Source organism: Comamonas testosteroni TK102, assembly GCF_000739375.1.
Lineage (GTDB): Bacteria > Pseudomonadota > Gammaproteobacteria > Burkholderiales > Burkholderiaceae_C > Comamonas > Comamonas brasiliensis.
In genome coordinates, this window is record NZ_CP006704.1 from 1,869,432 (window position 1) to 1,894,315 (window position 24,884).

Sequence of the window (24,884 nt, forward strand, 5' to 3'; positions counted from 1 at the left end):
TGATTTTAGGCCACGGGATTTGCACCTGCGCGAATGCCCGGCAAAGGCAGGAAAAACAAGAGCCCCGTGAAGGGGCTCCTGGGCGGCCTGCAGGCCGGATCGACTCGGGTCAGCGGCGCCAGCCGTGGCCGCCATGACCACCGTGCCAGCCCGGACGGTAGCCGGGTCGGTAGTAGTGGCCGGGGCGGGTGGCGTAGTAGGCACCCGCACCAATGGCTGCGCCGATCAGCAGAGGTGCCACATAGTCAGAGGCCGAATAGGTCGAGCCTACCGAGTAGGTGGGCGCCACGGGCTGAGGGGCGTAGTAGCCGCTGTCGTAATTCTGCGGGTAGCTGGTGCTGTAGGCGCCCTGGGGAGGCGTCTGGGTGCTGTAGTAGCCGTCGTTGCTGTAGACCGGGTCGTTGGCCACGGGCTGCACATTCAGCGCAATCCATTGGCCGGGAGGGTTGGCGGTCTGCGTGGTGTAGCTGCGACCGTTGTACTCATAGGTCACGTTGTAGCCCACGGTGCGGTTCTGGTAGAAGGTCTGCGTGCTGCACTGGCGCATGTTCTGGTACTGCACCGGGCCGGAGGCTTCGGCCTGGTTGCCCAGCATGGCGCCGCCGACGACACCAGCAGCCGTGGCCGCTGCACGGCCGCCACCACCGCCGATGGCATTGCCTATCAGGCCGCCGGCAATGGCTCCGACCACGGCACCTGCACCGGTGGGGCGAGGAGCGACCGCCACCGGCTGGTCGCTGCAGACTTGCTGCGGCACGGCGACCTGCTGGGTGATGGGGGTCGAGGACAGCACGCGGCCACGTTCCTGGGCATAGGCCCCGGTGGCGGCCACGGCGGTCAAGGTCAAAACTGCCAGAGTTTTCATCAACATCTCTCCTGTCTCTGAAGCTTTAACGCATCAGATCACCAAAAAGTTTAGGGGATCTGCGTAAATTCAAGCTCTCGGCCCCGTAAAACTAGGTAAAGCAATGTGTGAATGTGAGCGGTTGCTCAGGCGCTTCGCTTCGTATTCCAGTCATCGGCCTTGAAGCCGACGGTGATTGTCCCATCGGCCCACTCCACCACGGGGCGCTTGATGGTGCTGGCGTTTTCCTGCATCACGGCGGCGGCACTGGTCGCGTCCACGGCACTGTTCCTGGTCGTGTCATCGAGCTTGCGCCAGGTCGTGCCCTGGCGGTTGAGCAGCTTTTCCCAGCCCACGGCCTGCATCCACTGGGGCAGGCGCTCGGCGGGAACGCCTTGCTTCTTGAAGTCGTGGAACTGGTAAGTAATACCTTGCTCACTGAGCCAGCTGCGTGCTTTCTTGACGGTGTCGCAGTTGGGGATGCCGTAGACGGTGGTGATCTTGCTCATGGTGTTCGGTATCGGTGAAACGGTTGGAGTCAGATGTAACGCATTTGCCAAGTGCCGGCAGCCATAGGGCCTCTGACAGTGGGTGACAATAGCGCCCAGTATGCACACCATATTTCCCACCTTGGATGCCTGGCTGGCTTATTGCGAGCGCCTGCATCCCCAGAACATCGCCCTGGGTCTGGATCGCGTGCGTGAAGTCGCACAGCGCATGGGCCTGCAATTCGACTGCCCCGTCATCACGGTGGCCGGCACCAATGGCAAGGGCTCGACCTGCGCCATGCTGGAAGCCGTGGCACTGCAGTCCGGCTATCGCCCCGGTGTCTATACCTCGCCGCATCTGGTTCACTTTGAAGAGCGCTGCCGTGTGGGCGGCGAGATCGTCAAGACCGAGGAACTGATCCCGCATTTTGAAGCAGTGGAGCAGGCCAGGGTCAAGGATGGCAAAGAGGTTGCACTCACCTACTTCGAGTTCACCACGCTGGCAATATTGCGCCTGATGAGTCTGTCCAGGCTGGATGTGGCGATTCTGGAAGTTGGCCTGGGAGGCAGGCTCGATGCCACCAACATCATCGATGCCGACTGCGCCATCATCACCAGCATCGATCTCGATCACATGGAACTGCTGGGCCCGGACCGCGAAAGCATAGGCCGCGAAAAAGCCGGCATCATGCGCGCCGGTCGTCCCGTCATCGTCAGCGACCCGGTGCCGCCGCAAAGCGTGATCGATCACGCGGCCGAAATCGGTGCCGACCTCTGGCGCTTCGGCAAGGACTTCAACTACGATGGCGACAAGCAGCAATGGGGCTGGGCCGGCCGTGGCCGCCGCTATGCGGGACTGGCCTATCCGGCGCTGCGCGGCGCCAATCAGCTGATGAATGCATCCGGCGTGCTGGCAGCCTATGAAGCCATTCGCGGCAAGCTGCCGGTGACGGCGCAGGCCGTGCGCACGGGCTTGTCCATGGTGGAGCTGCCCGGCCGCTTCCAGATCGTTCCCGGCCAGCCTACGCTGGTGCTGGATGTGGCGCACAACCCGCACTCGGTGGCGGCGCTCACGGCGAATCTCGATGCCATGGGCTACTTCCCGACCACACATGCCGTATTCGGCGCCATGGCCGACAAGGACTGGGAGCCCATGCTCACCAAGGTGGGGCCGCTGGTCGATCGCTGGTACTTTACCGACCTGCCCACGCCGCGTGCGGACTCCGCGGAAAACCTCAAGGCCAAGCTGCAGCAGTTGCAGGCCCAGGGCGTGATCCGCAAAGATGTGAGCATGCAGACCTTTGCCAATCCCCAGCAGGCCCTGGATGCAGCAGTGGCGGCCTCGGAGGCGGCTGATAGAATCGTGGTCTTTGGATCGTTCTTTACCGTGGGCGGAGTGTTGCAAAACGGCACGCCTCGTCTGAACGCCAAACACCTGACTCACTGAGTCAGCGGCCTGCCGCTCCGGCTCTTGCCGGGTGGCAGGCCTCAACAAGTCCTCACTCATGGCATTTTTCAATTTCCGTTGGCCTGGCAAAAAAGACGAAGCCGAGTCCGTGGCCGGAGCCAAGCGCCCCAGTCGCCTGGCCCAGGGCGAAAGCGTGGAAGCCATGCGGCGCCGCGCACGCCATCGCCTCATCGGGGCGGCCGTGCTGGTGCTGATCGGTGTGGTGGGCTTCCCGCTGTTGTTCGATACGCAGCCACGTCCCATCCCGGTCAATATCCCGATTGAAATTCCCGATCAGGCCAATTCGGCCCCCGAGGTCGTGCCTGGCACCCAGGTGGCGAGCCAGACGGCCTCACCGTCAGGGCGTGTTGCTGCCAATGCTTCCCTGGATGACGGCGAAGAAGTGCTTGCGCCCTCGGCCAAGCCTGCCACCCCTGCGGCTGCCGCCATTGCGCCGGCTGCTCCTGTGGTGGGGGCTGCTGTGACAGCGGCAGCCGTTGGCACTGCCGCTGTGGTGGCATCTCAGGTCAGGCCCGAGCCCAAACCAGAAGTCAAACCTCAGCCCAAGCCCGAGGTAAAGCCTGAGCGCAAGCCGGAGCCCAAGCCCGAAAAGCCCAAGGCCGAGGTCAAGCCAGAGGTCAAACCCGAGATCAAGAAGCCGGAAGCCAAACCCGAGCCCAAGCACAAGCCTGAAGCACCCAAGGTGGACGAGGCCGCCCGTGCCCGTGCACTGCTGGAGGGGCGCAGTACCTCGGAAGCTGCTGCGGCCAAGGAGGCTGCAGCGACCAACGAGCGCTTTATCGTTCAGATCGGCGCCTTCGCTGAAGTCGGCAAGGCCAACGAAATCAAGGGCAAGCTGGGGGCCGGAGCCTTTACCCAGACCGTGGATACCAAGGACGGCAAGCGCACACGAGTTCGCATGGGGCCTTTCAAGAGCCGCGAGGAAGCCGAGAAGGCTGCGGCCAGGGCCAAGTCCCTGGGCTTGCCCGCATCGGTGTTCAAGGCTTGAGCCCGGTTCTTCGGCAACGGTTTGATTGATGAGCACGCTGGACTGGATGTTTGTGGCCGTTGTGCTGGCCTCCTTGTTGCTAGGAGCCTGGCGCGGTCTGGTCTACGAAGTCCTGTCTCTGCTGGGCTGGGTGGTGGGCTTTGTGGTCGCACGCAGTTGGGCGCAAGAGGTGGCGGTATGGCTGCCGCTGGACGGCTGGGACATGCAGCTGCGCTATGCGGCAGGCTTTGTGCTGCTGCTGGTGGGATCCATGTTCGCCTGGGGAGTGATCTCCTGGCTGTCCAAGCAGTTGATTGAAGCCGTGGGGCTGAGGCCTGTGGATCGCACCCTGGGCGCATTGTTCGGCGTCCTGCGCGGGGGGCTGCTGCTGCTGGTGCTGGCACTGGTGATCCAGTACACGCCGCTGCACAAGGCCTTGTGGTGGCAGGACTCGGCTCTGGCGCCCTGGCTGAGCGAGGTGCTGGGCTGGGCGTTGCCGGCACTGCCGCAGGAGTGGGGGCAGTATCTGCCTAAGGCTTCCTCTTGAAGCGAAGTTTTTTGCCGCAATTTACCTCAGGGTGGAAAGTGGCTAAGGCGCTTGCTGTAAAACGCAGTGGGTGCCGACGAGAGTTTGGTGTTGGCGTGATCCGCCATGCCGGATATCAAAGCGCAGGCTAGCCAATGGGTGGCGAAGCAGGCGAGTGTGGCGAAGGGCGACTTTCGCGAACAGATGGAACGCAACTATGTGTGGAATCGTTGGTGTGGTGAGCACCACACCCGTGAATCAGCTGATTTATGACGCTTTGCTGCTGCTGCAGCACCGTGGGCAGGATGCAGCCGGCATCGTGACCCAGCAGGAACGCAAGTTCTTCATGCACAAGGCCAAGGGCATGGTGAAGGATGTGTTCCGCACCCGCAATATGCGGGCTCTGCCCGGTGATGTGGGTCTGGGTCAGGTGCGTTATCCCACGGCAGGCAATGCCTCCAGCGAGGAAGAGGCTCAGCCCTTCTACGTGAATGCGCCCTTCGGTATCGTCATGGTGCACAACGGCAATCTCACCAATGCCAAGCAGCTGCGCCGCGAACTGGCGGATACCGATCACCGCCACACCAATACCGAAAGCGACTCCGAAGTCCTGCTCAACGTGCTGGCACACGAGATCGGGCGCGCCTCCAGCGGCGCGCCGCTGCAGAGCGAGGAAATCTTCAAGGCCGTGCGTGCGGTGCACAAGCGCATCAAGGGCTCCTACGCCGTGATCGCGCTGATCGCCGGTTACGGCCTGCTGGCCTTCCGCGATCCCTTCGGCATTCGTCCGCTGTGCATGGGGCGCGGCAATGATGGCACCATCATGCTGGCCAGCGAGTCCGTGGCACTGGAAGGTACAACCCATCAGTTCGAGCGCGACATCGCTCCCGGCGAAGCGATCTTTGTGCACAACGACGGCCGTATCGAAAGCCAGCAATGCGCTGAAAAGACCCAGCTCAATCCCTGCGTGTTCGAGTATGTGTATCTGGCACGTCCCGACTCCACCATGGACGGCATCTCGGTCTATCAGGCCCGCCTGAACATGGGTGAGACGCTGGCCAAGCGCGTGATCTCCATGGTGCCTCCCAATGAAATCGATGCGGTGATTCCCATCCCCGAATCGAGCCGCCCCAGCGCCATGCAACTGGCCCAGCTGCTGGGCAAGCCCTATCGCGAAGGGTTTGTGAAGAACCGCTATGTGGGTCGCACCTTCATCATGCCCGGCCAGGGCGCACGCAAGAAGTCGGTGCGCCAGAAGCTCAACGCCATCAGCAGCGAGTTCAAGGGCCGCAATGTGCTGCTGGTCGATGACTCCATCGTGCGCGGCACCACCTCCAAGGAAATCGTGCAGATGGCGCGCGATGCAGGTGCCAACAAGGTGTATCTGGCCTCGGCTGCGCCTCCTGTGCGTCACCCCAACGTGTATGGCATCGACATGCCCACGCGCTCCGAGCTGGTGGCTCACGGCCGTACGGTCGAGGAAATTCGCCAGGTCATCGGCTGCGATGCCCTGATCTATCAGGACGTGGAAGCGATGAAGCAGGCCGTGGGCAAGATCAATGCCCAGGTGAGCGGTTTCGAGGCATCGTGTTTCGACGGCATCTACATCACCGGCGATATCTCCGATGAGGAGGTGACGGCGCTCAACGAGGGCCGCAACCGCGGCAGCGAAGAGGAGAGCGAAGACACTTCGCGCCTTTCCCTGCCCAATGCTCAGGAAAGCTGAGCGTTAAAGCGCAGCGAATGACCGAGTCGGAAAGGGTTGCTTAGGCAACCCTTTTCATTCGGGAGGACAATGGCAGAGCCGCGCGGTCAGTGTGCTCTTTAATAGTGAGCTCACGACGTATGTCCATAAAGCGTTTGAGTCTGATTTGACTCGGATTTTTTGGAATGTGAGCAAGGCATATTCAAAGACCGGCACGGCGAGTGCCGCCGGTCAAGCTGGTAGAGCAGCATGCGTGCGGGCCTGATTGGCGGTCTGCAGCGGACTCATGACCGGTACCAACCATCTGGATTTGACGATTGTGACCAACAAGACATTACCCGAAGGTTTGCATCCTGAAACTCTGGCCGTGCGCGAAGCGGTCGAGCGCAGCCAGTGGGGCGAACATTGCGAAGCCCTGTACATGACCAGCAGCTTTGTGCAGCCCGATGCGGCGACCGCAGCGCGCCGCTTTGCCAATGAAGAGCCGGGCTTCACCTATAGCCGCACCGGCAACCCCACGGTCACCAGCTTTGAGAAGCGTCTGGCGGCCATGGAGGGTACGGAATGTGCGGTCGCGACTTCCACCGGTATGTCGGCCATCTTGCTGGTGGCGCTGACGGCGCTCAAGACAGGCGATCACGTGATCTGCTCGCAGTCCATGTTTGGCTCCACCATCAAGCTGCTGGGAACCGAGATGGCACGCTTCGGCGTGGAAACCACGTTTGTCTCGCAGACCGATATCGAAGCCTGGAAGGCGGCCATCAAGCCCAATACGCGCATGCTGTTTGCCGAGACGCCCACCAACCCGTTGACCGATCTCTGCGACATCGCTGCGCTGGCCGAGCTGGCACACGCCAACAACGCGCTGCTGGCCGTGGACAACAGCTTCGCCACTCCCGTGCTGCAGCAGCCCGTGAAGTTCGGCGCCGACCTCGTCGTGCATTCGGGCACCAAGTTCCTCGACGGCCAGGGCCGTGTCATGGCTGGTGCAGTTTGCGGCACCATTGCGCTGGTGGACAAGGTCATGGGCACTTTCTTGCGCAGCGGTGGTCTGAACATCGCTCCCTACAACGCCTGGACGGTGATGAAGGGCCTGGAAACCCTGGCTTTGCGTGTCAAGGCGCAAAGCGCTGCGGCGCTGGAGTTTGCCGCTTGGCTGGAAGCCCATCCCAAGGTGGCGCATGTCTACTACCCGGGCCTCAAGAGCCATCCTCAGCACGAGCTGGCCATGCGCCAGCAAAACGGCATGGGCGGTGCCGTGCTGGCGTTCGACGTGGTGGGCGAGGGTGCCGAGCAACTGCGTGCCAATGCCTTCCATGTGGTGGACAGCACGCGTCTGTGCTCGATTACGGCCAACCTCGGTGATGTGAAGACCACCATCACCCATCCCGCCAGCACCTCGCATGGTCGTCTGACCGAGGACCAGCGTCAGGCTGCCGGCGTGGGTCAGGGTCTGATTCGTATTTCCGTGGGCCTTGAGCATCTGGAAGACCTCAAGGTCGACCTGGCTCGTGGACTGGATACGCTGTGAAACACCCCCTGAGTCGCTTCGCGCCTTGTCCCTCAAGGGGGGCGATGCCTGCGCTGCGAGGCGGCTCTTGCTCGGCATCTCCGACCGAGGCTGCGCGCGCATCAAGCGCCACAGCCTTGGCGCAGGGAATGCCGTACAAGGATTTCTGATATGACAAACAAAATTCGCACCCGCTTTGCCCCTTCGCCCACGGGCTTCATCCATCTGGGCAATATTCGTTCCGCTCTCTATCCCTGGGCTTTTGCGCGCGCCAATGGCGGCGACTTCGTGCTGCGCATCGAAGACACCGATCTGGAACGTTCCACCCAGGCTTCCGTGGACGTGATCCTGGAAGGCATGGAATGGCTGCAACTGGACCACGACGAAGGTCCGTTCTATCAGATGCAGCGCATGGACCGCTACAAGCAAGTGCTGGCCACGCTGCAGGAAAAGGGCTATGTCTACCCCTGCTATATGAGCATGCAGGAGTTGGACGCACTGCGTGAAAAGCAGATGGCCGCCAAGGAAAAGCCCCGCTATGACGGTACCTGGCGCCCCGAGGAGGGCAAGGTCCTGCCCGCGATTCCCGAAGGCGTGAAGCCCGTGCTGCGCTTCAAGACTCCGCAGGCCGGCGTGGTGGGCTGGGACGACAAGTGCAAGGGCCGTATCGAGTTTCAGAACTCCGAGCTGGACGATCTGGTGATTGCCCGTCCCGACGGCACGCCCACGTACAACTTCTGCGTCTGCGTGGACGACATGGACATGAACATCACCCATGTCATCCGTGGCGACGACCATGTGAACAACACGCCGCGCCAGATCCACATCTTTGAGGCGCTGGGCGCCACCGTGCCGACCTTTGCCCATCTGCCTACCGTGCTCAATGAGCAAGGCGAGAAGATGAGCAAGCGCAACGGCGCCAAGGCCGTGACCCAGTACCGCGATGAGGGCTATCTGCCCGATGCCATGGTCAACTATCTGGCGCGTCTGGGCTGGAGCCACGGTGACGACGAAATCTTCAGCCGTGCCCAGTTCCTGGAGTGGTTCAACCTGGACCACCTGGGCCGCAGCGCCGGTCAGTTTGACGAAGCCAAGCTGCGCTGGGTCAATGCCCAGCATCTGAAGGCCATGGACGACGCCGAGCTGGCCAAACTGGTCAAGCCCTTTGTCGTCAAGGCGGGTGTGGCCGAGAGCCTGATCGATGCCGATGACCGTCTGGTGCGCATTGCTGCCTTGTTCAAGGATCGTTGCGAGACCCTGGTGGATCTGGCCAACTGGGCCAAGGTCTTCTATGTGGACAGCGTGGAGCGCAATGCGGAAGACTACGCCAAGCATGTCACCGAGGCGGCCAACCCCGTGCTGGATGCATTTGCGGCCGTGGTGGAAAACGTGGAATGGACCAAGGAAGCCATTGCGGCAGCGATCAAGGAGTTGCTCAAGGCGCAGGGTGTGAAGATGCCTGTGCTGGCCATGCCCGTACGTGTTCTGACCGTGGGCACAGCCCATACGCCCTCGGTCGATGCAGTGCTGGAATTGCTTGGACGTGAAAAAGTTATCGCGCGTTTGAAAAATCGCTAAAAACCTGTCTATAATTCGAGTCTCTGCAAAACGCGACTGATTAAAAGGTTGTCTTGCAGAGAGTTTTGGGGGTATAGCTCAGCTGGGAGAGCGCTTGCATGGCATGCAAGAGGTCATCGGTTCGATCCCGTTTACCTCCACCAAAATTTAATGACGGCGAGTCGCAAGACTCGAATCGTTCTAGGAATTGACCCTATCGTCTAGAGGCCTAGGACATCACCCTTTCACGGTGAGTACCGGGGTTCGAATCCCCGTAGGGTCGCCAAGTTTGAAGCGCTTGCAGCTACATGATATGTAGCAAAGCTTCCTGCCAGGAGTGGTAGTTCAGTTGGTTAGAATACCGGCCTGTCACGCCGGGGGTCGCGGGTTCGAGTCCCGTCCACTCCGCCAGTTTGGCTAGTCGCTTGATTCAAAAAGCGCCTTTATTTTTAGAAGGCGCTTTTTTAATCGGTGCGAAAGCAAAGATTCTAGGTTATGACCCTATCGTCTAGAGGCCTAGGACATCACCCTTTCACGGTGAGTACCGGGGTTCGAATCCCCGTAGGGTCGCCAAGTTTGAAGCGCTTGCAGCTATATAATATGTAGCAAAGCTTCCTGCCAGGAGTGGTAGTTCAGTTGGTTAGAATACCGGCCTGTCACGCCGGGGGTCGCGGGTTCGAGTCCCGTCCACTCCGCCACAGTTTTTGGGGGTATAGCTCAGCTGGGAGAGCGCTTGCATGGCATGCAAGAGGTCATCGGTTCGATCCCGTTTACCTCCACCAAAATTTAATGACGGCGAGTCGCAAGACTCGAATCGTTCTAGGAATTGACCCTATCGTCTAGAGGCCTAGGACATCACCCTTTCACGGTGAGTACCGGGGTTCGAATCCCCGTAGGGTCGCCAAGTTTGAAGCGCTTGCAGCTACATGATATGTAGCAAAGCTTCCTGCCAGGAGTGGTAGTTCAGTTGGTTAGAATACCGGCCTGTCACGCCGGGGGTCGCGGGTTCGAGTCCCGTCCACTCCGCCAGATTCAAAAAGCCGCAATCAAGCAATTGATTGCGGCTTTTTTCTTGCCGGTCATGCTCTTGCAAACCTGATTTGCTCCTGAGTTTCTAGCAAGATACCCTTGCCATGCAAGTGCTATGGCGATACGCTATCGTTCACCCTTACAGATGTTGACAAAAGTTTTTCATGTGGGAACTTTTGTTGCCGATCAGTACACCATCTTGTCACCATCGGGTCTGTTTCCCGGTGACTGTCCCTTCCCTTCATCGTTGTTCGTTTAACCACCGCTTTTCCTATCCATGCGCCCGGCGTCTTCCTTTCTGCTGTCGCTGCTGATGTTTGCCTCCATCATCGGAGTGCAGCTCATCGCCATGTGGCCCGCGGGTTCGCAAGATGTGGTGGCCATGGCTTATGTGCTCGACGCAGAGCCGCATGAGTACGGTGTCGATGTGCTGCAGGAGTTCGAGGACGATGTGGAAGACGATACGGTGGAGTTCTCTATTCACCGTCCACATCGCACTGCCGAGCTCAATCCTGCGCAGGACGATCGCAATGAACTGTTTGGCCCTCCCGAAGCGGTAGCTGTGGGTGTGGCCGATGTCCGGGTGCCTCCTCAGGAGCATGTGGTGCACCCTACCTACCCCTGGCCGGAAAGCATGCTGCGTCCGCCCAATATGAGCCTGCCGCTGGCAGGCTAGCTCCAGCGCACCTGACGACATCCACGTCGCTTTGCTTGCGCCGGGCTTGACTTTCCCGATACCTGCTGTCCCTTGTTTCAGAGCCTGCTGGCCTGGAATGTGCTTGTCTGCAGAACATGGCTCTGAGACAGGTCTGGGGCGGCTTCACCTGCTCAGGTGTAACTGATCCTGCATTGCATGCGGCGGCTGCCGCATGTGCATGACGGGGTTTCGACCCTTTCCTCACTTTATCTGCCCTCAAGAAGGCAGCTGTGTTCTATGTTCAATAGATCGAGAGTGCCGGCTTCTTTCCCGGCCAAGGCCAGCAAGAATTCTTCTGGCCCTGCACCGTTGCGCAGCCTCAAGCGCTCGGCCGTTTTCGGCATATGTCTCGCTGCAGCTCTGGCTGCGCATGCTCAGAATGCCAGCAGTGCACCACAAACCAGCGGCACGATTTCCGATCAGGTGCAGCCCAAGCTGACCCTGACGCAACTGGTGCAGACCGTGCTGGACAACAACCCTGAACTGCGCTCCGTTCAGCAGTCGAGCGTCACCGCTCAGGCGGCTGTGGTCAGCGCCGGTGCTCTGCCCAATCCCAAGCTGGAGTGGAGTCGCGGCGACAACAAGGCGCGCCTGGCATCGGCCACGCCTGGCAATGTGCAGACCATGGCGATTTCGGTTCCCATCGAAATGCCTTCGGTGCGCGCTGCGCGCATAGAAGCCGCTGAAGCCGGGCAGCGGGCATCGGTGCACCAGATTGCCGCATCGCGCAATGCCCTGATTGCCCAGGTCAAGCTCAAGGCCTATGAGGTGGTGCTGCGGCAGGCGCAGGCACAGGCTGCCTATGACGCCGTCAAGCTGCTGGAGCAGGCCCATGAGCGGGTACGCGTGCGTGTTTCCAGTGGCGAGGCAGCGCGCTACGAAATCATCAAGGCCGATGCCGAGCTGATCAACGCGCGCCAGCAGGAGCAATCTGCCCGCCTGCTGGCCGAGCAATCCCAGCTCACGCTCAATCGCCTGGCCGCAGGCCAGTTGCCCAGCCGCTTTGACCTGGCCCTGTCTTTGCAGGACCCGGTGGCCCAGGCTCAGTTGAAGAACATCAACTGGCAGTCCCATCCGGAACTGCTGCAGCTGCAGTCCGAGGTGGACAAGGCCGAAGCGCAGAAGAGCGGTGCCAAGGCCAGCCGCTGGCCGGGTCTCGAGCTGCGTTACGCACAGACGCGCGAGCCCGATATTCGCAACAACACCGTCGGCGTGAGCATGCAGATTCCTCTGTTCGACCAGCGTCGCGGCCCGATTGAGGAAGCCGCTTCGGAAGCCGAACGTGCGCGGCTGCGCATGGAAGGCCGCAGGGCCGAGCTGGAGCAGCAGATGCTGCAGGCCTGGAAGGTCATGGAGATGGCGCAGGTGCGCATCAAGGCCTTGAGCGAAGGGGCGGTGCGCGAGGCTGAATCGGCCCTGCGTGTGGCCGAAGCCGCTTACCGCTATGGCGAGCGAGGCATTCTCGATGTGCTCGATGCCCAGCGCGTGCTGCGCACGGTGCGTGCCGATCTGCTGGAAGCCCGTTATCAGCTGCAATCGGCCCGGATCGAGCTGGACTTCCTGGCCGGTCGCTATGCCGAGCCTTCCTCGCTTTGAGCTTTCAAAGTCAAGACCACGTTTTCGCATTTTTTGAATTCGCTTTATGTCTTCTCATCATCATTCCAGGACTGCGCGTCCTGCCTCTCTGGTTCTGGCACTGGCGCTGGCCGGGCTGACAACATTGACCCTGACCGGCTGCGGCAAGGACGAGCAGGCGACTGCTGCGGTTGCTGCTGCAGATACCAAGGCTGAGCTGGACCCCATGGAGGTGGTTGTCTCGGCCGAAATGGCGACCAACTTCAAGACCGCAGCGGTAGCGCAGGCCGAGGTCGCATCGGTGCAGGAAATTGCCGGTCGCATCGAAGCCAACGAGCGCAGGGTCACCCGTATCGGTGCGGCCGTGACAGGCCGTGTGACCGAGGTGCTGGCCGAAACCGGCGATCGCGTCAAAACAGGCCAGACCCTGGCGCGCGTCGCCAGCCCCGAGCTGACCACGGCTCAGCTGGCCTATATGCGTGCCAGCGCCACAGCGACTCTGGCCGAGCGCTCCGTAGAGCGGGCGCGTCAGCTGATTGCTGCAGACGTGATTGGCTCTGCAGAACTGCTGCGCCGCGAATCCGAAGTGCAGATTGCCCGCGCAGAGCTGCGGGCGGCAGGCGATCAGCTCAAGCTGATGGGCTTGTCCGCCGATGCGCTGAGCAGTTTGCGCGCCAAGGGGAATGTGGCACCGAATGCCGCCATCACGGCTTCTGCCGCCGGTATCGTGATCGAGCGCCAGGTCAGCCAGGGTCAGGTGGCACAGCCTGGAGATCCTCTGTTCACCGTGGCGGATCTATCCAACGTCTGGGTGGTCGGCGCCTTGCCCGAGCAGATTGCACGCAGCGTGCAGACTGGTCAGAACGTGCAGGTCGATGTGCCGGCGCTGGGGCTGACCGTCGAGGAGACGCCCATCTCCGGCAAGATCATCTACGTGGGTGACACCGTGTCGCCCGAAACCCGCACCGTGACCATCCGTACTCAGGTGGACAACAAGGATCTGGCGCTCAAGCCCCAGATGCTGGCCACCATGAAGATTCAGGGGGCCATGGAGAAGACTCTGGCGATCCCAGCACTGGCAGTGGTCCGCGAGAACGACAGGGACCATGTCTACGTCAAGAAGGCCGAAAACCACTACCGCCTGACTCCGGTGGAGCTGGGTGCGACGAGCGCTGGTCTGCGGCCTGTGATCAAGGGGCTGGGTGAAGGCACGCAGATCGTGGTCGAAGGTGCATTCCACCTGAACAACGAGCGCAAGCGCGCAGAACTGGAGTAAGCCCATGATTGCCTCCATGATTCGTGCCGCGCTATCGCAGCGGCTGGTGGTGGTCGTGCTGGCGCTGGTGATGTGTGGATTCGGCCTGCGTGCTGCCATGAATCTGTCGGTGGATGCCTTCCCCGATGTGACCAATGTGCAGGTTCAGGTGGCCACCGAAGCTCCCGGCCGCTCGCCCGAGGAAATCGAGCGTTTTGTGACCGTGCCTCTGGAAATTGCCATGACGGGCTTGCCCGGCCTGGCCGAGATGCGCTCGCTCAACAAGAGTGGCCTGTCCATCATCACGCTGGTGTTCACCGAAGCGACCGATGTGTACTTTGCCCGCCAGCTGGTGACAGAGCGCCTGATCGAAGTCACGCCGCGCATGCCTGAAGGCATCGTGCCGGTGCTGGGGCCGGTATCCACGGGCCTGGGCGAGGTCTACCAGTACACGCTTGATCATCCCGATGATGGCGAGCGCGAGCTGACCCAGGCGGAGCTGACGGAGCGCCGCACCATCCAGGACTGGGTGGCGCGGCCCTTGCTGCGCTCCATTCCCGGTGTGGCTGAAATCAACTCCCAGGGCGGCTATGTCAAGCAGTACCAGGTGCTGGTCGATCCTGCTCGTCTGCGTCATTACAACCTGAGCGTGCGCCAGGTGGTGCAGGCCGTGGCGGACAACAATGCCAATGCCAGCGGCGGCATTCTGCCCCAGGTGACCGAGCAGTATCTGATCCGCGGCGTGGGCATGATCCGCTCCCTGGATGACATCGGCAACATCGTGCTCAAGGAGCAGGGTGGCGTGCCGGTCTATGTGCGCGATGTGGCCAAGGTGCAGATCGATGCCGAGGTCCGCCAGGGCGCCATCATCAAGGGCGGCTATACCGAAAGCGTCTCCGGCATCGTGCTGATGATGCGCGGAGGCAATGCCAAGGAGGTAGTGACCCGCGTGAAGGAGCGCGTGGCGGAGATCAACTCCAAGGGTATGCTGCCTGGCGGTCTGCAGATCGTTCCCTACTACGACCGTACCGATCTGGTCGATTCCGCCCTCTGGACCGTGGGCAAGGTGCTGATCGAAGGCATCTTCCTGGTGGTGGTGGTGCTGTTCATTTTCCTCGGCGATGTGCGCTCCAGCCTGATCGTGGTCGCGACGCTGGTCATCACGCCGCTGACGACCTTCATACTGATGAACAGATACGGCATTTCTGCCAACCTGATGTCCTTGGGAGGGCTGGCCATTGCCATCGGCCTGATGGTGGATGCCACCGTGGTGGTGGTGGAAAACGTGTTCCACAAACTGGGGCAGGCTGGCGATTCGCGTGGCGAACGCATTCGCACCGTGCTGTCTGCCACCGTGGAAGTGGCCACGCCCACCATCTTCGGCATTGCCATCATCATTCTGGTGTTCCTGCCGCTGATGACGCTGCAAGGCATTGAAGGCAAGATGTTCGGTCCGCTGGCGCTGACCATCGCCATGGCTCTGGCCATCTCGCTGGCGGTTTCGCTGTTCCTGTCTCCTGTGCTGTGCTCCTACTTCCTCAAGGGCGGCGCAGACCACGACACCAAGCTGATCGCCTTCCTCAAGCGCCACTATCTGCGTCTGCTCGACGGCGCGACTGCGCGCAATCGCCTGACTCTGGCTGTGGCCGTGGCTCTGCTGATCGGCTCGCTGGGACTGTTCCCGTTCCTGGGCAAGTCCTTTATGCCGACCATGAAGGAAGGGGCGCTGACGCCGCAGATCAACCGCGTGCCCAGCATTTCCCTGGATGAATCCATCCGCATGGAAATGGCTGCCATGAAGGAAGTGGCGCAGGTGCCAGGCGTGAAGTCCGTGGTGTCCAAGCTCGGTCGGGGCGAATCGCCTGCCGATCCTGCAGGCCCCAACGAGTCCGACCCCATCGTGCTGCTGGACCCCGAGTCCGAGCGCAGCCAGGACGAGATCGACGAAGACATCCGTCAGCGTCTGTCCAAGATTCCCGGGGTGCAGATTGTGCTGTCACAGCCCATCTCCGAGCGTGTGGACGAAATGGTGACGGGCGTGCGCTCGCAACTGGCCGTCAAGGTGTTTGGTGATGAGCTGGAAGACCTCAAGGAAGTCTCCGAGCAGGTGGCGCGTATTCTGAAGAGCGTCTCCGGCAGCACCGACATCCGTGTCGAGCGACTCTCGGGACAGCAAGCCCTGACGGTGGACATCGATCGCAAGGCGATCGCCCGCCACGGTCTGAACGTGGCCGATGTTCAAAGCCTGCTGGAGTCCGCCATCGGCGGCAAGGATGTCACGACCTTGTATGAGGGCGAGCGTCGCTACTCGGTGGTGGTGCGCTTCCCCGAGTCCTATCGCGGCTCGTCCGAGGCCATCGGAGCAACGTTGCTGACCACGGCTACCGGCGCGCAAGTGCCGCTGAGCAGTCTGGCCAGGATCGAACTGGTGGATGGACCGGCACAGATCAGCCGCGAAGGCGGCAAGCGTCGTGTGGTGGTGGGGGCCAATGTGGAGGGGCGCGACCTGGCGGGCTTTGTGGCCGAGGTCGAGCAGCGCCTGGCCAAGGAGGTCAAGCTGCCCGATGGCTATTACTTCAAGTTCGGCGGTCAGTTCGAGAACATGGAGCGCGCCATGGGAACGCTGCAGGTGATCGTTCCGCTGACCATCGTCGCCATCTTCTTCCTGCTGTTCCTGCTGTTCAACTCCATCAAGCTGGCAAGCCTGATCATTCTGGTTCTGCCCTTCGCTTCGATTGGCGGGCTGATCGGTCTGTTCGTCACGGGGGAGTATGTCAGCGTGCCGGCTTCCGTAGGCTTTATTGCCCTGTGGGGTATCGCCGTGCTCAATGGTGTGGTGCTGGTCTCCAGCATTCGCCATCTGCGACAGGAGGGAATGGAAGTGGCCGAGGCCGTGCGTGAAGGCTGTACCCAGCGTTTCCGTCCGGTGATGATGACTGCCACCGTGGCCTTGCTGGGTCTGGTGCCGTTCCTGTTCGCAACCGGTCCGGGCTCCGAGGTTCAGCGTCCGCTGGCCATTGTGGTGATCGGTGGTCTGATCACATCGACCCTGCTGACCCTGGTGGTGCTGCCCACGCTGTACCGCTGGTTTGACGAGAAGCCGACCGAGGCTTGATTTGAGAAAGGAGTGATCCGATGACGATGAAAGAAATCCGCGCCATCGTGCGTCCCAGCCGGTTGGAGCGCCTGCGTACCGAGTTGCGTGCGATTCCGAACTTTCCCGGCGTGACAATCTTCAAGGCCGAAGGTTTTACGGCCCCTGCTGCCGTGGACAAGCGCACGGTCAAGGATGAGCTGACCGATTTTTCGGACAAGCTCATGGTTTGCGTGATCGTGGAGGAGTCCATGGTGGCGGTGATTCGCGAAGCCATCGTCGCTGCCTGCCGCACCGGCCAGATTGGCGATGGTCTGGTCTGGACGGTGGATATCGGCGAAATGCATCGCATCCGCGATGGTGGTGCAGTGAGCTGATAGTGCCCGTTGGCTGACAAGAAGGGATGCGCTGTGCATCCCTTTTTTCATGCTTTCGACAAATTGTTGGTGGTTTGGAAAAAGCAGCGAAAACCCTGTGCTACAATTTTTGCATTGCAGCAGAGAAACACTGTTTCATTGCTTCAAGGGGGTATAGCTCAGCTGGGAGAGCGCTTGCATGGCATGCAAGAGGTCATCGGTTCGATCCCGTTTACCTCCACCAAAATTTAATGACGGCGAGTCGCAAGACTCGAATCGTTCTAGGAATTGACCCTATCGTCTAGAGGCCTAGGACATCACCCTTTCACGGTGAGTACCGGGGTTCGAATCCCCGTAGGGTCGCCAAGTTTGAAGCGCTTGCAGCTACATGATATGTAGCAAAGCTTCCTGCCAGGAGTGGTAGTTCAGTTGGTTAGAATACCGGCCTGTCACGCCGGGGGTCGCGGGTTCGAGTCCCGTCCACTCCGCCAGATTCAAAAAGCCGCAATCAAGCAATTGATTGCGGCTTTTTCTTTGTCCGGAACTCAAAGAAAAGGCCTTGGGACAAGGCCTTTGACCTTCATTACTTGGGGGCCATGCGAATGGCGCCATCCAGGCGGATGACTTCTCCGTTGAGCATGTCGTTCTCCAGAATCTGCTTGACCAGCTTGGCGTAATCCTCTGGCTTGCCCAGACGGCTCGGGAAGGGCACGCTGGCGGCCAGCGCATCCTGCACTTCCTGGGGCATGGTGAACAGCATGGGAGTGCCGAAGATGCCGGGAGCAATCGTCATATTGCGGATGCCACTGCGTGCCAGGTCGCGGGCAATGGGCAAGGTCATGCCGACCACGCCGCCCTTGGAAGCCGAGTAGGCAGCCTGTCCGATCTGGCCGTCATAGGCCGCAACGCTGGCGGTGGAGATCAGAACGCCGCGTTCGCCTGTAGGCTCTGGCTCATTCTTGCTCATGGCATCGGCCGCCAGTCGAATCATGTTGAAGGTGCCGACCAGGTTGACCATGATGGTCTTGGTATAGACGGCCAGGCTGTGCGGGCCACTCTTGCCTACGGTTTTTTCGGCCGGTGCAATGCCGGCGCAGTTGATCAGGCCGGCCAGCTTGCCCAGGCTGGTGGCTTTGGCGACCACGGCCTGACCGTCGGCCTCATTGCTGACATCGCAGCGCAGATAGACGCCGCCGATCTCGCTGGCCACGGCCTCGCCGCGCTCTGCATTCATGTCGGCAATCACGACCTTGCCGCCATTGGCGGCGAGCATGCGCGCTGTGCCTTCACCCAGGCCCGAAGCGCCACCGGTCACGATGAATACGCGATCCTGAATCTGCATGAACTGTCTCCTTGTTTGATGTCCATTGACGTTGACGTAAACGTCAATTATGCACAGGGCGGAAGAGCTGGCGACCTGAGGAAAGCGCGCATAAAAAAAAGCCCAATCACGGGGATTGGGCTTTGAAGGGATCCATGAAACGGGGGTTTCAGGAGGATCCAAGGAGACAACTTGCGCAAGGTCGGCATTCACATCAACGCATGCCGACCTGACATGCTGGTGATTATAGGGTAAACCCTAGGTCTTTGCCAAGCATGCCAATAACCATGTGCTTAACGCTTGGCAGTGGTAGTGGCCTTGACAGCTTCGGTTGCTGTCTTGGTAGCCGCGTTGAAATTGGCTTCGGCCATGTCGGAGGCTTGCTTGACCGCTTTTTGCACGGATTCGAAAGCGTTGTTGGCGGCAGAGACGGCGCTCTTGACCATGGCCACAGCGGACTCGGAGCCGGCAGGCGCATTCTTCGTGGAATTGTCCAGCAGGGAGTTGAAGCTCTTGCGGGCTTCGGTGGATTGCACTTCCAGAGCCTTGTTGAATTCGCCGGCAGTGTTGCTGGCAATGTCATACAGATGGCGGCTGTAGGAAGCAGTCTTTTCGGCCAAAGGCTGGAACAGGCCGGCTTGCAGAGTCAGCAGTTCCTGGGCGTCCTTGACGCTTAGCACGGCTTGGGTGTGCTGGGCAGCTTCGGTCAAGGCGGCACGCGAAGCGGTGACGTTCAGTTCCACCAGCTTTTCCACGCCTTCGAAAGCTTTGCTGGTCAGGCCGAACAGCGTCTCGAAGTGGGCTTTTTGTGCGCTCAGGATTTGGTCAGGGGTCAGGCTCATAGCAATTCTCCAAAATTACGGATCAAACAAAGGGATCGGACCGGAGGAAACTTCTGCTCTGACATGGCCGCTAGCTCTGAGCCAGTTCTATGTTGCAGTGCAGCATGAGTGCATTGTGAAAGAGAATTTGCAGCAATGCAAGCTTTAATTTGTTGCGTTGCAGCAAAAAGATTGATGACTCTTTGTTTTCGATAAGTATTTGATTTTTAAAAACTTTGTTATGTCTGATAACTGACAAAAAAAATCCATAGCTGTGTTTTTTGATGCGCTGCGTCATGTGTTGGCGAGCAGTGACTTCCAGGCCCTGTCGCGGTGGTGCTGGCGGCGCCTGGGCTCCTCTGCACAATGGCTGCATGACTGCATCCTCCGACCATGGCAAACCCTTGCGCGCCCAGCCACAGGCGCGTGACTCCTATCCTGTGTTTCGCGACATCAGCACGCGCTGGTCGGATAACGATGTCTACGGTCATGTGAACAACGTCATCTACTACAGCTGGTTCGATACTGCGGTCAACGCCTATCTGATAGAGCAGGGCGCGCTGGATATCCATGAAGGCCAGACGATCGGCCTGGTCATAGAGACGCAGTGCAATTACTTTGCCTCGCTGGCTTTTCCGCAGCGGGTACAGGCAGGCATTCGCGTGGCCCATCTGGGCAGCTCCAGCGTGCGCTACGAGGTGGGGCTGTTTGCTGAGGGCGAGAGCCAGTCGGCTGCTGCCGGGCATTTTGTACATGTCTATGTCGACAGACAGTCGCGTCGGCCCGTGGCCTTGCCCCAGGCCTTGCGTGCGGCCCTGCAGCCGCTGCTGCCTGCAGAGCCGGTTGGCGAATAGTAAAAAAGATAGCTTCTTGCGTATGCCTGTCAAGCGTTCAAGGGCGATTTGAATCGGGTATCCGGCGGCGCTTGCAAAGCCGGCATCGGCACGAAGCACTTAGGGGCAGCGACCACGGTACAGGGTGTGGAATCGCCTACACTCGTCAGTCTATGTTGAGGCTGGCTTAGCCTGTGTTTTGAGCCAGCCTTGTTCCATGACTGAACGGACCGCCAGGCCCACCGTCGTCCATGATCATCACCAGTCTGCTAGACACCGACCTGTACAAATTCACGATGATGCAGGTGGTGCTGCATCAGTTTCCGGGCGCGCAGGTGGAGTACCGCTTCAAATGCCGCAACCCTGGCGTGCAGCTGGCTCCGTACGTCAATGAAATTCGCGAAGAGATCCGTTCTCTGTGCAAGCTGCGCTTTCAGGATGCCGAGCTGGCCTATCTGAGTTCGCTGCGTTTCATCAAGAGCGATTTTGTCGATTTCCTGAGCCTGTTCCAGCTCAACGACAAATACATCACGGTCACGCCCCTGGCCAGCGGCGAGATCGACATCACCATCCAGGGCCCTTGGCTGCACACCATCCTCTTCGAGATCCCGGTGCTGGCCATCGTCAACGAGGTGTATTTCCGCAATACCCAGCCCGTGCCCAACTTCCTGGAAGGGCGCAAGCGTCTGGACGAGAAGATCGAGCTGCTGCAGGCGCCTGGCCTGGAGTCGCTCAAGATTGCCGATTACGGCACTCGCAGGCGCTTTTCCAGGGCCTGGCATGAAGAGGTTCTGCGGGTGCTTTGCGCCAGGCTGGGTCATTCGGGGACGGCGCGGGTCAACGGCCAGCGCAAGGGGCAACTGGCGGGCACCAGCAATGTGCTGTATGCGATGAAGCTGGGCCTGATCCCGCTGGGGACCTTGGCCCACGAATATCTGCAGGCCTGCCAGTCGCTGGGCCCACGCCTGCGCGACAGTCAGATCTTCGGCTTCGAGTCCTGGGCGCGCGAGTACCGGGGCGATCTGGGCATTGCGCTGTCCGACGTCTATGGCATGTCGGCCTTTCTGCGTGATTTCGATCTGTACTTCTGCAAGCTGTTTGACGGCGCGCGCCATGACAGCGGCGACCCGTTTGACTGGGGTGAACGCCTGATCGCGCATTACAAGGCCAACAAGATCGATCCGCTGAGCAAGGTGCTGATCTTCAGCGACGGACTGACGATCCCCAAAACTATCGGGCTGTTCGAGCGCTTCAACGGTCGCTGCCAGTTGGCGTTCGGCATCGGCACCAATCTGACCAACGATCTGGGAAATCCTCCCGAGCATATGCCCTTGCAGATCGTGATCAAGATGACACGCTGCAACGGGCAGCCGGTAGCCAAGCTCTCGGACACGCCGGGCAAGAGCATGTGTGACGATGAAAAATATCTGGCCTATCTGCGTCAGGTGTTCAGCATTGCGCCGCCGGAGCCGGTCGCGCCGGCTTAAAAATCAGGAATCAGAGGCGGCAGCCGCGCCGGCTGCAGGGCCAGAATCAGGGAGGATGGGCGTTTGATCAGCAAATCTTGGATGAAGGCCGCAGCTGCCGCGTTTCTGACGCTGGCGGTGGGCGCTGCGCGAGCCGCAGAGATCAATGGCGCGGCCATGTCCGTCGCCTGGGGCATACCGTTTGTGGGCATGTTGCTGTCGATTGCGCTGATGCCGCTGCTGCTGCCGCAATTCTGGCATCACCATTTCGGCAAGGTCACCGCCGGCTGGGCGCTGGCCTTCCTGTTGCCTTTTGCGCTGGTCTACGGCTTGGGCGCGGCGGGCATGAATCTGGTGCATGCCCTGCTGGCCGAGTATCTGCCGTTCGTGATCCTGCTGACCGCCTTGTACACGGTGGCTGGCGGCATCTATGTGCGAGGCAATCTGCGCGGCTCGCCGGGACTGAATACCGCCATTCTGGCCATTGGAGCACTACTGGCCAGCTTCATGGGCACGACAGGAGCTTCCATGCTGCTGATCCGCCCCTTGCTGCGCGCCAACGACAACCGCCGTCATCAGGCCCATGTGGTGGTGTTCTTCATCTTTATCGTCTCCAATGCCGGGGGGGGCTCTGACGCCGCTCGGAGATCCGCCGCTGTTCCTGGGATTTCTGAAGGGGGTGGACTTCTTCTGGACGGTGAGCCACATCTGGGGCCCGATGTTGTTCCTCACGCTGGCGCTGCTCGCCGTCTTCTATGTGCTGGATCACAGGCTGATGGGGCATAAGGGCGAGACCGATCTGCCCGATCCCACGCCCAGCATGGACGCGACCGGCGCTCGCAGCCGCCTGGGCTTTGAAGGCCGCGTGAACTTTGTGCTGCTGATAGTGGTGGTAGCTCTGGTGCTGGTCAGCGGCATCTGGCGCACTCCTGCTGGCTTCGAGATTGCCGGCACCCATGTCGGTCTGCCTGGTCTTGTGCGCGATCTGGGCCTGCTGGCCGTGGCGCTGCTGTCGCTCAAGCTCACGCCAGCCCGCGTGCACCGGGCCAACGAGTTCGGCTGGGGGCCCATGCAGGAAGTGGCCAAGCTGTTCGCAGGTATCTTCCTGACCATCATTCCCGTCATTGCCATGCTCAAGGCGGGTGCCGAGGGGCCGTTCGGTGCCGTGGTACGAGCCGTGACCAATGCCGATGGCACGCCCAACCCAGCCATGTATTTCTGGGCCACGGGCCTGCTGTCTTCCTTCCTCGACAATGCTCCGACCTATCTGGTGTTCTTCAATACCGCCGGAGGCGACCCCGCGCACCTCATGACCGAGATGGCGCTGACGCTGACCGCCATCTCTGCCGGTGCCGTGTTCATGGGCGCCAATACCTATATCGGCAATGCGCCCAATCTCATGGTCAAGGCGATTGCTGAAGATCGCGGCGTGAAGATGCCGGGCTTTTTCGGCTACATGCTCTGGTCGGTCTGCGTGCTGGTGCCGCTGCTGGTGCTGATCACCTGGATCTGGTTTCTATAGGCCGTGAAAGCGCGGCCTGGCAGTAGTGCTGCCATCACCCATCACTTGAAGAGGAAACAACGATGAGCAACAAGCCTCGCATTCTGATCGCCCGTGCCATTTCACCCGAGGTGGTGCAGCGGCTGCAGCAGCACTTTGAAGTGCAGTCCAATCAGGACGATGTGGTCTGGTCTCCAGCTGAGCTAGCACAGCAGTTGCAGGGCAAGGATGGCGTGCTGACCACGGGCTCGCAGCGCATCGATGCCGAGTTGCTGGCCGCCTGTCCGCAGCTCAAGATCGTGGCCAATATGGCGGTGGGCTACAACAATTTCGACGTGCCCGCGATGACGGCCGCAGGCGTGCAGGGCACGAATGCCCCCGATGTGCTGACCGAGACCACGGCCGATTTCGGCTTTGCCTTGCTGATGGCCACGGCGCGCCGCATTACCGAGAGCGAGCACTATCTGCGTGCCGGGCTCTGGAAGGATTGGCATTACGACCTGTTTGCCGGCGCCGAGGTGCATGGCAGCACGCTGGGCATTCTGGGCATGGGCCGCATCGGTCAGGCAATTGCGCGTCGTGCGGCCTACGGCTTCGGCATGGAGGTGATCTATCACAATCGCTCGCGTCTGGATGCTGGACTGGAAGCCGAGTGCAAGGCCAGCTATGTCGGCAAGCAGGAGTTGCTCGAACGTGCGGATCACCTGATGCTGGTGCTGCCGTTCACCCCCGAGAACCGCCACACCATAGGTGCGGCAGAAATGGCCCTGATGAAGCCCACGGCCACGCTGATCAATATTGCACGTGGCGGCATCGTGGATGATGCGGCCCTGGCCCAGGCGCTGAAAGACGGGCGCATTGCCGCAGCGGGGCTGGATGTGTTCGAAGGCGAGCCGGCCGTGCATCCCGAGCTGCTGACGGTGCCGAATGTGGTGCTGACACCCCATATCGCCAGCGCGACCAAGGGCACGCGTACGGCCATGGCCGCTCTGGCAGCGGACAATCTGATCTCCTTTCTGGCCGGCAAGGGGCCGTTGACACCCGTCAATCAGCTTGGCTGATGCGTCTCCATTAGGTCGGCTCTCGTCACATCAGTTTGAGGGCGGATGCGTGATCTGAGCGCTTTTTCGGCTTTGATAATTTCTGCCCGCATGGCGTGTGAACGCGCAGCGGGCTTTTCTTATTTCAAGCGAGACAGCAATGCCTTTTATCCGCACCAGCGTCCACAAGGACACCACGCCCGCCCAGCGCCAGGCCATCGTCAACGGGATTCATCAGGCCCTGATCGACGGCATCGGCATGCCTGCCGATGAGTTGTTCAACATGGTTGACGACTATGACGAGCAGAAGTTCTTTTTCAGCCGCACCTTCAACGGCTACCAGCGCTCGGATCGTGTGGTGGTGGTGGAGATCACCATGCGTCGTGGCCGCAGCGATGCCATGAAGCGTTCCCTCTACGCCCATATCGCAGCCAATCTGGAAAAAGATGCGGGTGTGGCCCCCAGCGACGTGTTCATCTTCACGCACGAAAACGACTATTCCGACTGGTCGGTGGGCGGTGGCAAGTTCGCCATGGCCATTGCCCAGCAGGTCGGCCCCGACGCCTGATTCTTGCGTCAACCGGTTGCAGCCTCGCTGTCGCCAAGGCTGCAACCGGGAGCAGCACTTTTGTCAGCATTGGATTTTTCGTGGCTCTGAGGGCTGATAATTTGCCTGCGCGCTAGTGCTTGCAAACTTCAGTCTGCAATGCCTGTTGCGAATTTTCAATGCAAAACAGCCCGTAGCGCTTTGCTCGAGAGCGCTTCCAGCTATGAAAACAAGAGTGTGAAAGGCGTGGCAAGACAGTGACTACGTGGTGGCTTGGGTTGGCG

General features: G+C 60.5%; 21 protein-coding genes, 11 tRNA genes and 1 pseudogene. 28 read left to right on the plus strand and 5 right to left on the minus strand.

The window, feature by feature from the left end:
* Nucleotides 1–109: 109 nt before the first annotated feature.
* Both O987_RS08460 and O987_RS08465 read right to left on the minus strand, forming a co-directional pair.
* A complete protein-coding gene (locus tag O987_RS08460) occupies nt 110–865 on the minus strand; it encodes a glycine zipper 2TM domain-containing protein (RefSeq protein ID WP_003057198.1) in 756 nt (251 codons plus the stop codon).
* A gap of 125 nt (nt 866–990) precedes the next feature.
* Entirely contained in the window at nt 991–1,353 is a 363-nt protein-coding gene (locus tag O987_RS08465; protein ID WP_003057195.1) for an ArsC family reductase, read from the minus strand.
* Nucleotides 1,354–1,453: 100 nt separating this feature from the next.
* On the opposite strand from O987_RS08465, the gene folC reads away from it, so the two are divergent.
* The 23 genes from folC to O987_RS08575 all read left to right on the plus strand — a co-directional run bounded on the left by folC (nt 1,454) and on the right by O987_RS08575 (nt 17,562).
* On the plus strand, nt 1,454–2,779 hold the full coding sequence (gene folC / locus O987_RS08470; protein WP_003057193.1) for a bifunctional tetrahydrofolate synthase/dihydrofolate synthase: 1,326 nt from the start codon (nt 1,454–1,456) through the stop codon (nt 2,777–2,779).
* Nucleotides 2,780–2,837: 58 nt separating this feature from the next.
* Entirely contained in the window at nt 2,838–3,788 is a 951-nt protein-coding gene (locus O987_RS08475; protein WP_043371666.1) for an SPOR domain-containing protein, read from the plus strand.
* Between the two features lie 28 nt (nt 3,789–3,816).
* Nucleotides 3,817–4,314, plus strand: coding sequence for a CvpA family protein (locus O987_RS08480; RefSeq protein ID WP_003057187.1), 498 nt, complete (start codon nt 3,817–3,819; stop codon nt 4,312–4,314).
* Nucleotides 4,315–4,419: 105 nt separating this feature from the next.
* On the plus strand, nt 4,420–4,566 hold the full coding sequence (locus O987_RS29140) for a hypothetical protein (RefSeq protein ID WP_003057184.1): 147 nt from the start codon (nt 4,420–4,422) through the stop codon (nt 4,564–4,566).
* A complete protein-coding gene (gene purF, locus O987_RS08485; protein ID WP_003057182.1) occupies nt 4,511–6,019 on the plus strand; it encodes an amidophosphoribosyltransferase in 1,509 nt (502 codons plus the stop codon). The genes O987_RS29140 and purF overlap by 56 nt, the downstream gene beginning before the upstream one ends.
* Before the next feature lie 298 nt (nt 6,020–6,317).
* Nucleotides 6,318–7,529, plus strand: a complete 1,212-nt coding sequence (locus tag O987_RS08490; protein ID WP_029158613.1) for an O-succinylhomoserine sulfhydrylase — start codon at nt 6,318–6,320, stop codon at nt 7,527–7,529.
* A gap of 150 nt (nt 7,530–7,679) precedes the next feature.
* Nucleotides 7,680–9,086 carry a glutamate--tRNA ligase gene (gene gltX, locus O987_RS08495; protein WP_043371670.1) on the plus strand — a complete coding sequence of 469 codons (1,407 nt, stop codon included), beginning with the start codon at nt 7,680–7,682 and terminating at the stop codon, nt 9,084–9,086.
* Nucleotides 9,087–9,153: 67 nt separating this feature from the next.
* Nucleotides 9,154–9,229, plus strand: a tRNA-Ala gene (locus O987_RS08500).
* A gap of 46 nt (nt 9,230–9,275) precedes the next feature.
* Nucleotides 9,276–9,351, plus strand: a tRNA-Glu gene (locus O987_RS08505).
* Nucleotides 9,352–9,399: 48 nt separating this feature from the next.
* A tRNA-Asp gene (locus O987_RS08510) sits at nt 9,400–9,476 on the plus strand.
* Nucleotides 9,477–9,562: 86 nt separating this feature from the next.
* Nucleotides 9,563–9,638, plus strand: a tRNA-Glu gene (locus O987_RS08515).
* A 48-nt stretch (nt 9,639–9,686) separates the two neighbouring features.
* Nucleotides 9,687–9,763: transfer RNA gene (locus tag O987_RS08520), tRNA-Asp, on the plus strand.
* Between the two features lie 8 nt (nt 9,764–9,771).
* Nucleotides 9,772–9,847: transfer RNA gene (locus O987_RS08525), tRNA-Ala, on the plus strand.
* A gap of 46 nt (nt 9,848–9,893) precedes the next feature.
* Nucleotides 9,894–9,969: transfer RNA gene (locus tag O987_RS08530), tRNA-Glu, on the plus strand.
* Nucleotides 9,970–10,017: 48 nt separating this feature from the next.
* Nucleotides 10,018–10,094 (plus strand) — tRNA-Asp (locus O987_RS08535).
* 277 nt (nt 10,095–10,371) lie between these two features.
* Nucleotides 10,372–10,770 (plus strand): hypothetical protein, encoded by a 399-nt coding sequence (locus O987_RS08540; protein ID WP_003057176.1) that lies wholly within the window; start codon nt 10,372–10,374, stop codon nt 10,768–10,770.
* Between the two features lie 330 nt (nt 10,771–11,100).
* A complete protein-coding gene (locus O987_RS08545) occupies nt 11,101–12,387 on the plus strand; it encodes a TolC family protein (protein ID WP_043376249.1) in 1,287 nt (428 codons plus the stop codon).
* A gap of 46 nt (nt 12,388–12,433) precedes the next feature.
* Nucleotides 12,434–13,642, plus strand: coding sequence for an efflux RND transporter periplasmic adaptor subunit (locus O987_RS08550; RefSeq protein ID WP_003057172.1), 1,209 nt, complete (start codon nt 12,434–12,436; stop codon nt 13,640–13,642).
* 4 nt (nt 13,643–13,646) lie between these two features.
* Nucleotides 13,647–16,736 (plus strand): efflux RND transporter permease subunit, encoded by a 3,090-nt coding sequence (locus tag O987_RS08555; protein ID WP_003057170.1) that lies wholly within the window; start codon nt 13,647–13,649, stop codon nt 16,734–16,736.
* 20 nt (nt 16,737–16,756) lie between these two features.
* Nucleotides 16,757–17,092, plus strand: a complete 336-nt coding sequence (locus O987_RS08560; RefSeq protein WP_003057166.1) for a P-II family nitrogen regulator — start codon at nt 16,757–16,759, stop codon at nt 17,090–17,092.
* A gap of 147 nt (nt 17,093–17,239) precedes the next feature.
* A tRNA-Ala gene (locus O987_RS08565) sits at nt 17,240–17,315 on the plus strand.
* A gap of 46 nt (nt 17,316–17,361) precedes the next feature.
* Nucleotides 17,362–17,437 (plus strand) — tRNA-Glu (locus tag O987_RS08570).
* Between the two features lie 48 nt (nt 17,438–17,485).
* Nucleotides 17,486–17,562 (plus strand) — tRNA-Asp (locus O987_RS08575).
* Nucleotides 17,563–17,654: 92 nt separating this feature from the next.
* Here the strand turns inward: O987_RS08575 and O987_RS08580 are convergent.
* From O987_RS08580 to O987_RS08590, 3 genes are all read right to left on the minus strand, one after another.
* Nucleotides 17,655–18,413, minus strand: a complete 759-nt coding sequence (locus tag O987_RS08580; RefSeq protein ID WP_003057163.1) for a 3-hydroxyacyl-CoA dehydrogenase — start codon at nt 18,411–18,413, stop codon at nt 17,655–17,657.
* 272 nt (nt 18,414–18,685) lie between these two features.
* Complete coding sequence (locus O987_RS08585; RefSeq protein WP_003057161.1) at nt 18,686–19,234, minus strand: phasin family protein; 549 nt, start codon at nt 19,232–19,234, stop codon at nt 18,686–18,688.
* Between the two features lie 70 nt (nt 19,235–19,304).
* Nucleotides 19,305–19,589 carry a hypothetical protein gene (locus O987_RS08590; RefSeq protein ID WP_232536098.1) on the minus strand — a complete coding sequence of 95 codons (285 nt, stop codon included), beginning with the start codon at nt 19,587–19,589 and terminating at the stop codon, nt 19,305–19,307.
* Here O987_RS08590 and O987_RS08595 point away from each other — a divergent pair.
* From O987_RS08595 to O987_RS08615, 5 genes and pseudogenes are all read left to right on the plus strand, one after another.
* Nucleotides 19,588–20,067: an acyl-CoA thioesterase gene (locus O987_RS08595; protein WP_043371672.1), complete on the plus strand. Its 480-nt coding sequence runs from the start codon at nt 19,588–19,590 to the stop codon at nt 20,065–20,067. The genes O987_RS08590 and O987_RS08595 overlap by 2 nt on opposite strands.
* A gap of 230 nt (nt 20,068–20,297) precedes the next feature.
* Nucleotides 20,298–21,533 (plus strand): nicotinate phosphoribosyltransferase, encoded by a 1,236-nt coding sequence (gene pncB / locus O987_RS08600; protein ID WP_003057154.1) that lies wholly within the window; start codon nt 20,298–20,300, stop codon nt 21,531–21,533.
* An 81-nt stretch (nt 21,534–21,614) separates the two neighbouring features.
* Nucleotides 21,615–23,034 (plus strand): annotated as a pseudogene (locus O987_RS08605) (sodium:proton antiporter).
* A gap of 62 nt (nt 23,035–23,096) precedes the next feature.
* Entirely contained in the window at nt 23,097–24,074 is a 978-nt protein-coding gene (locus O987_RS08610; protein WP_043371675.1) for a 2-hydroxyacid dehydrogenase, read from the plus strand.
* A gap of 139 nt (nt 24,075–24,213) precedes the next feature.
* On the plus strand, nt 24,214–24,621 hold the full coding sequence (locus O987_RS08615; RefSeq protein ID WP_003057151.1) for a tautomerase family protein: 408 nt from the start codon (nt 24,214–24,216) through the stop codon (nt 24,619–24,621).
* The last annotated feature ends 263 nt before the right edge of the window (nt 24,622–24,884 follow it).

Excerpts from the sequence above, each read along its gene's own strand:
- O987_RS08590 (WP_232536098.1), bottom strand. The coding sequence starts at position 19,589 with ATGCAGCCATTGTGCAGAGGAGCCCAGGCGCCGCCAGCACCACCGCGA.
- pncB (WP_003057154.1), top strand. The coding sequence starts at position 20,298 with ATGATCATCACCAGTCTGCTAGACACCGACCTGTACAAATTCACGATG.
- O987_RS08615 (WP_003057151.1), top strand. The coding sequence starts at position 24,214 with ATGCCTTTTATCCGCACCAGCGTCCACAAGGACACCACGCCCGCCCAG.
- O987_RS08550 (WP_003057172.1), top strand. The coding sequence starts at position 12,434 with ATGTCTTCTCATCATCATTCCAGGACTGCGCGTCCTGCCTCTCTGGTT.
- folC (WP_003057193.1), top strand. The coding sequence starts at position 1,454 with ATGCACACCATATTTCCCACCTTGGATGCCTGGCTGGCTTATTGCGAG.
- O987_RS08560 (WP_003057166.1), top strand. The coding sequence starts at position 16,757 with ATGACGATGAAAGAAATCCGCGCCATCGTGCGTCCCAGCCGGTTGGAG.
- O987_RS08480 (WP_003057187.1), top strand. The coding sequence starts at position 3,817 with ATGAGCACGCTGGACTGGATGTTTGTGGCCGTTGTGCTGGCCTCCTTG.
- gltX (WP_043371670.1), top strand. The coding sequence starts at position 7,680 with ATGACAAACAAAATTCGCACCCGCTTTGCCCCTTCGCCCACGGGCTTC.
- O987_RS08585 (WP_003057161.1), bottom strand. The coding sequence starts at position 19,234 with ATGAGCCTGACCCCTGACCAAATCCTGAGCGCACAAAAAGCCCACTTC.
- O987_RS29140 (WP_003057184.1), top strand. The coding sequence starts at position 4,420 with ATGCCGGATATCAAAGCGCAGGCTAGCCAATGGGTGGCGAAGCAGGCG.
- O987_RS08580 (WP_003057163.1), bottom strand. The coding sequence starts at position 18,413 with ATGCAGATTCAGGATCGCGTATTCATCGTGACCGGTGGCGCTTCGGGC.
- purF (WP_003057182.1), top strand. The coding sequence starts at position 4,511 with ATGTGTGGAATCGTTGGTGTGGTGAGCACCACACCCGTGAATCAGCTG.
- O987_RS08460 (WP_003057198.1), bottom strand. The coding sequence starts at position 865 with ATGAAAACTCTGGCAGTTTTGACCTTGACCGCCGTGGCCGCCACCGGG.
- O987_RS08610 (WP_043371675.1), top strand. The coding sequence starts at position 23,097 with ATGAGCAACAAGCCTCGCATTCTGATCGCCCGTGCCATTTCACCCGAG.
- O987_RS08540 (WP_003057176.1), top strand. The coding sequence starts at position 10,372 with ATGCGCCCGGCGTCTTCCTTTCTGCTGTCGCTGCTGATGTTTGCCTCC.
- O987_RS08595 (WP_043371672.1), top strand. The coding sequence starts at position 19,588 with ATGACTGCATCCTCCGACCATGGCAAACCCTTGCGCGCCCAGCCACAG.
- O987_RS08465 (WP_003057195.1), bottom strand. The coding sequence starts at position 1,353 with ATGAGCAAGATCACCACCGTCTACGGCATCCCCAACTGCGACACCGTC.
- O987_RS08475 (WP_043371666.1), top strand. The coding sequence starts at position 2,838 with ATGGCATTTTTCAATTTCCGTTGGCCTGGCAAAAAAGACGAAGCCGAG.
- O987_RS08555 (WP_003057170.1), top strand. The coding sequence starts at position 13,647 with ATGATTGCCTCCATGATTCGTGCCGCGCTATCGCAGCGGCTGGTGGTG.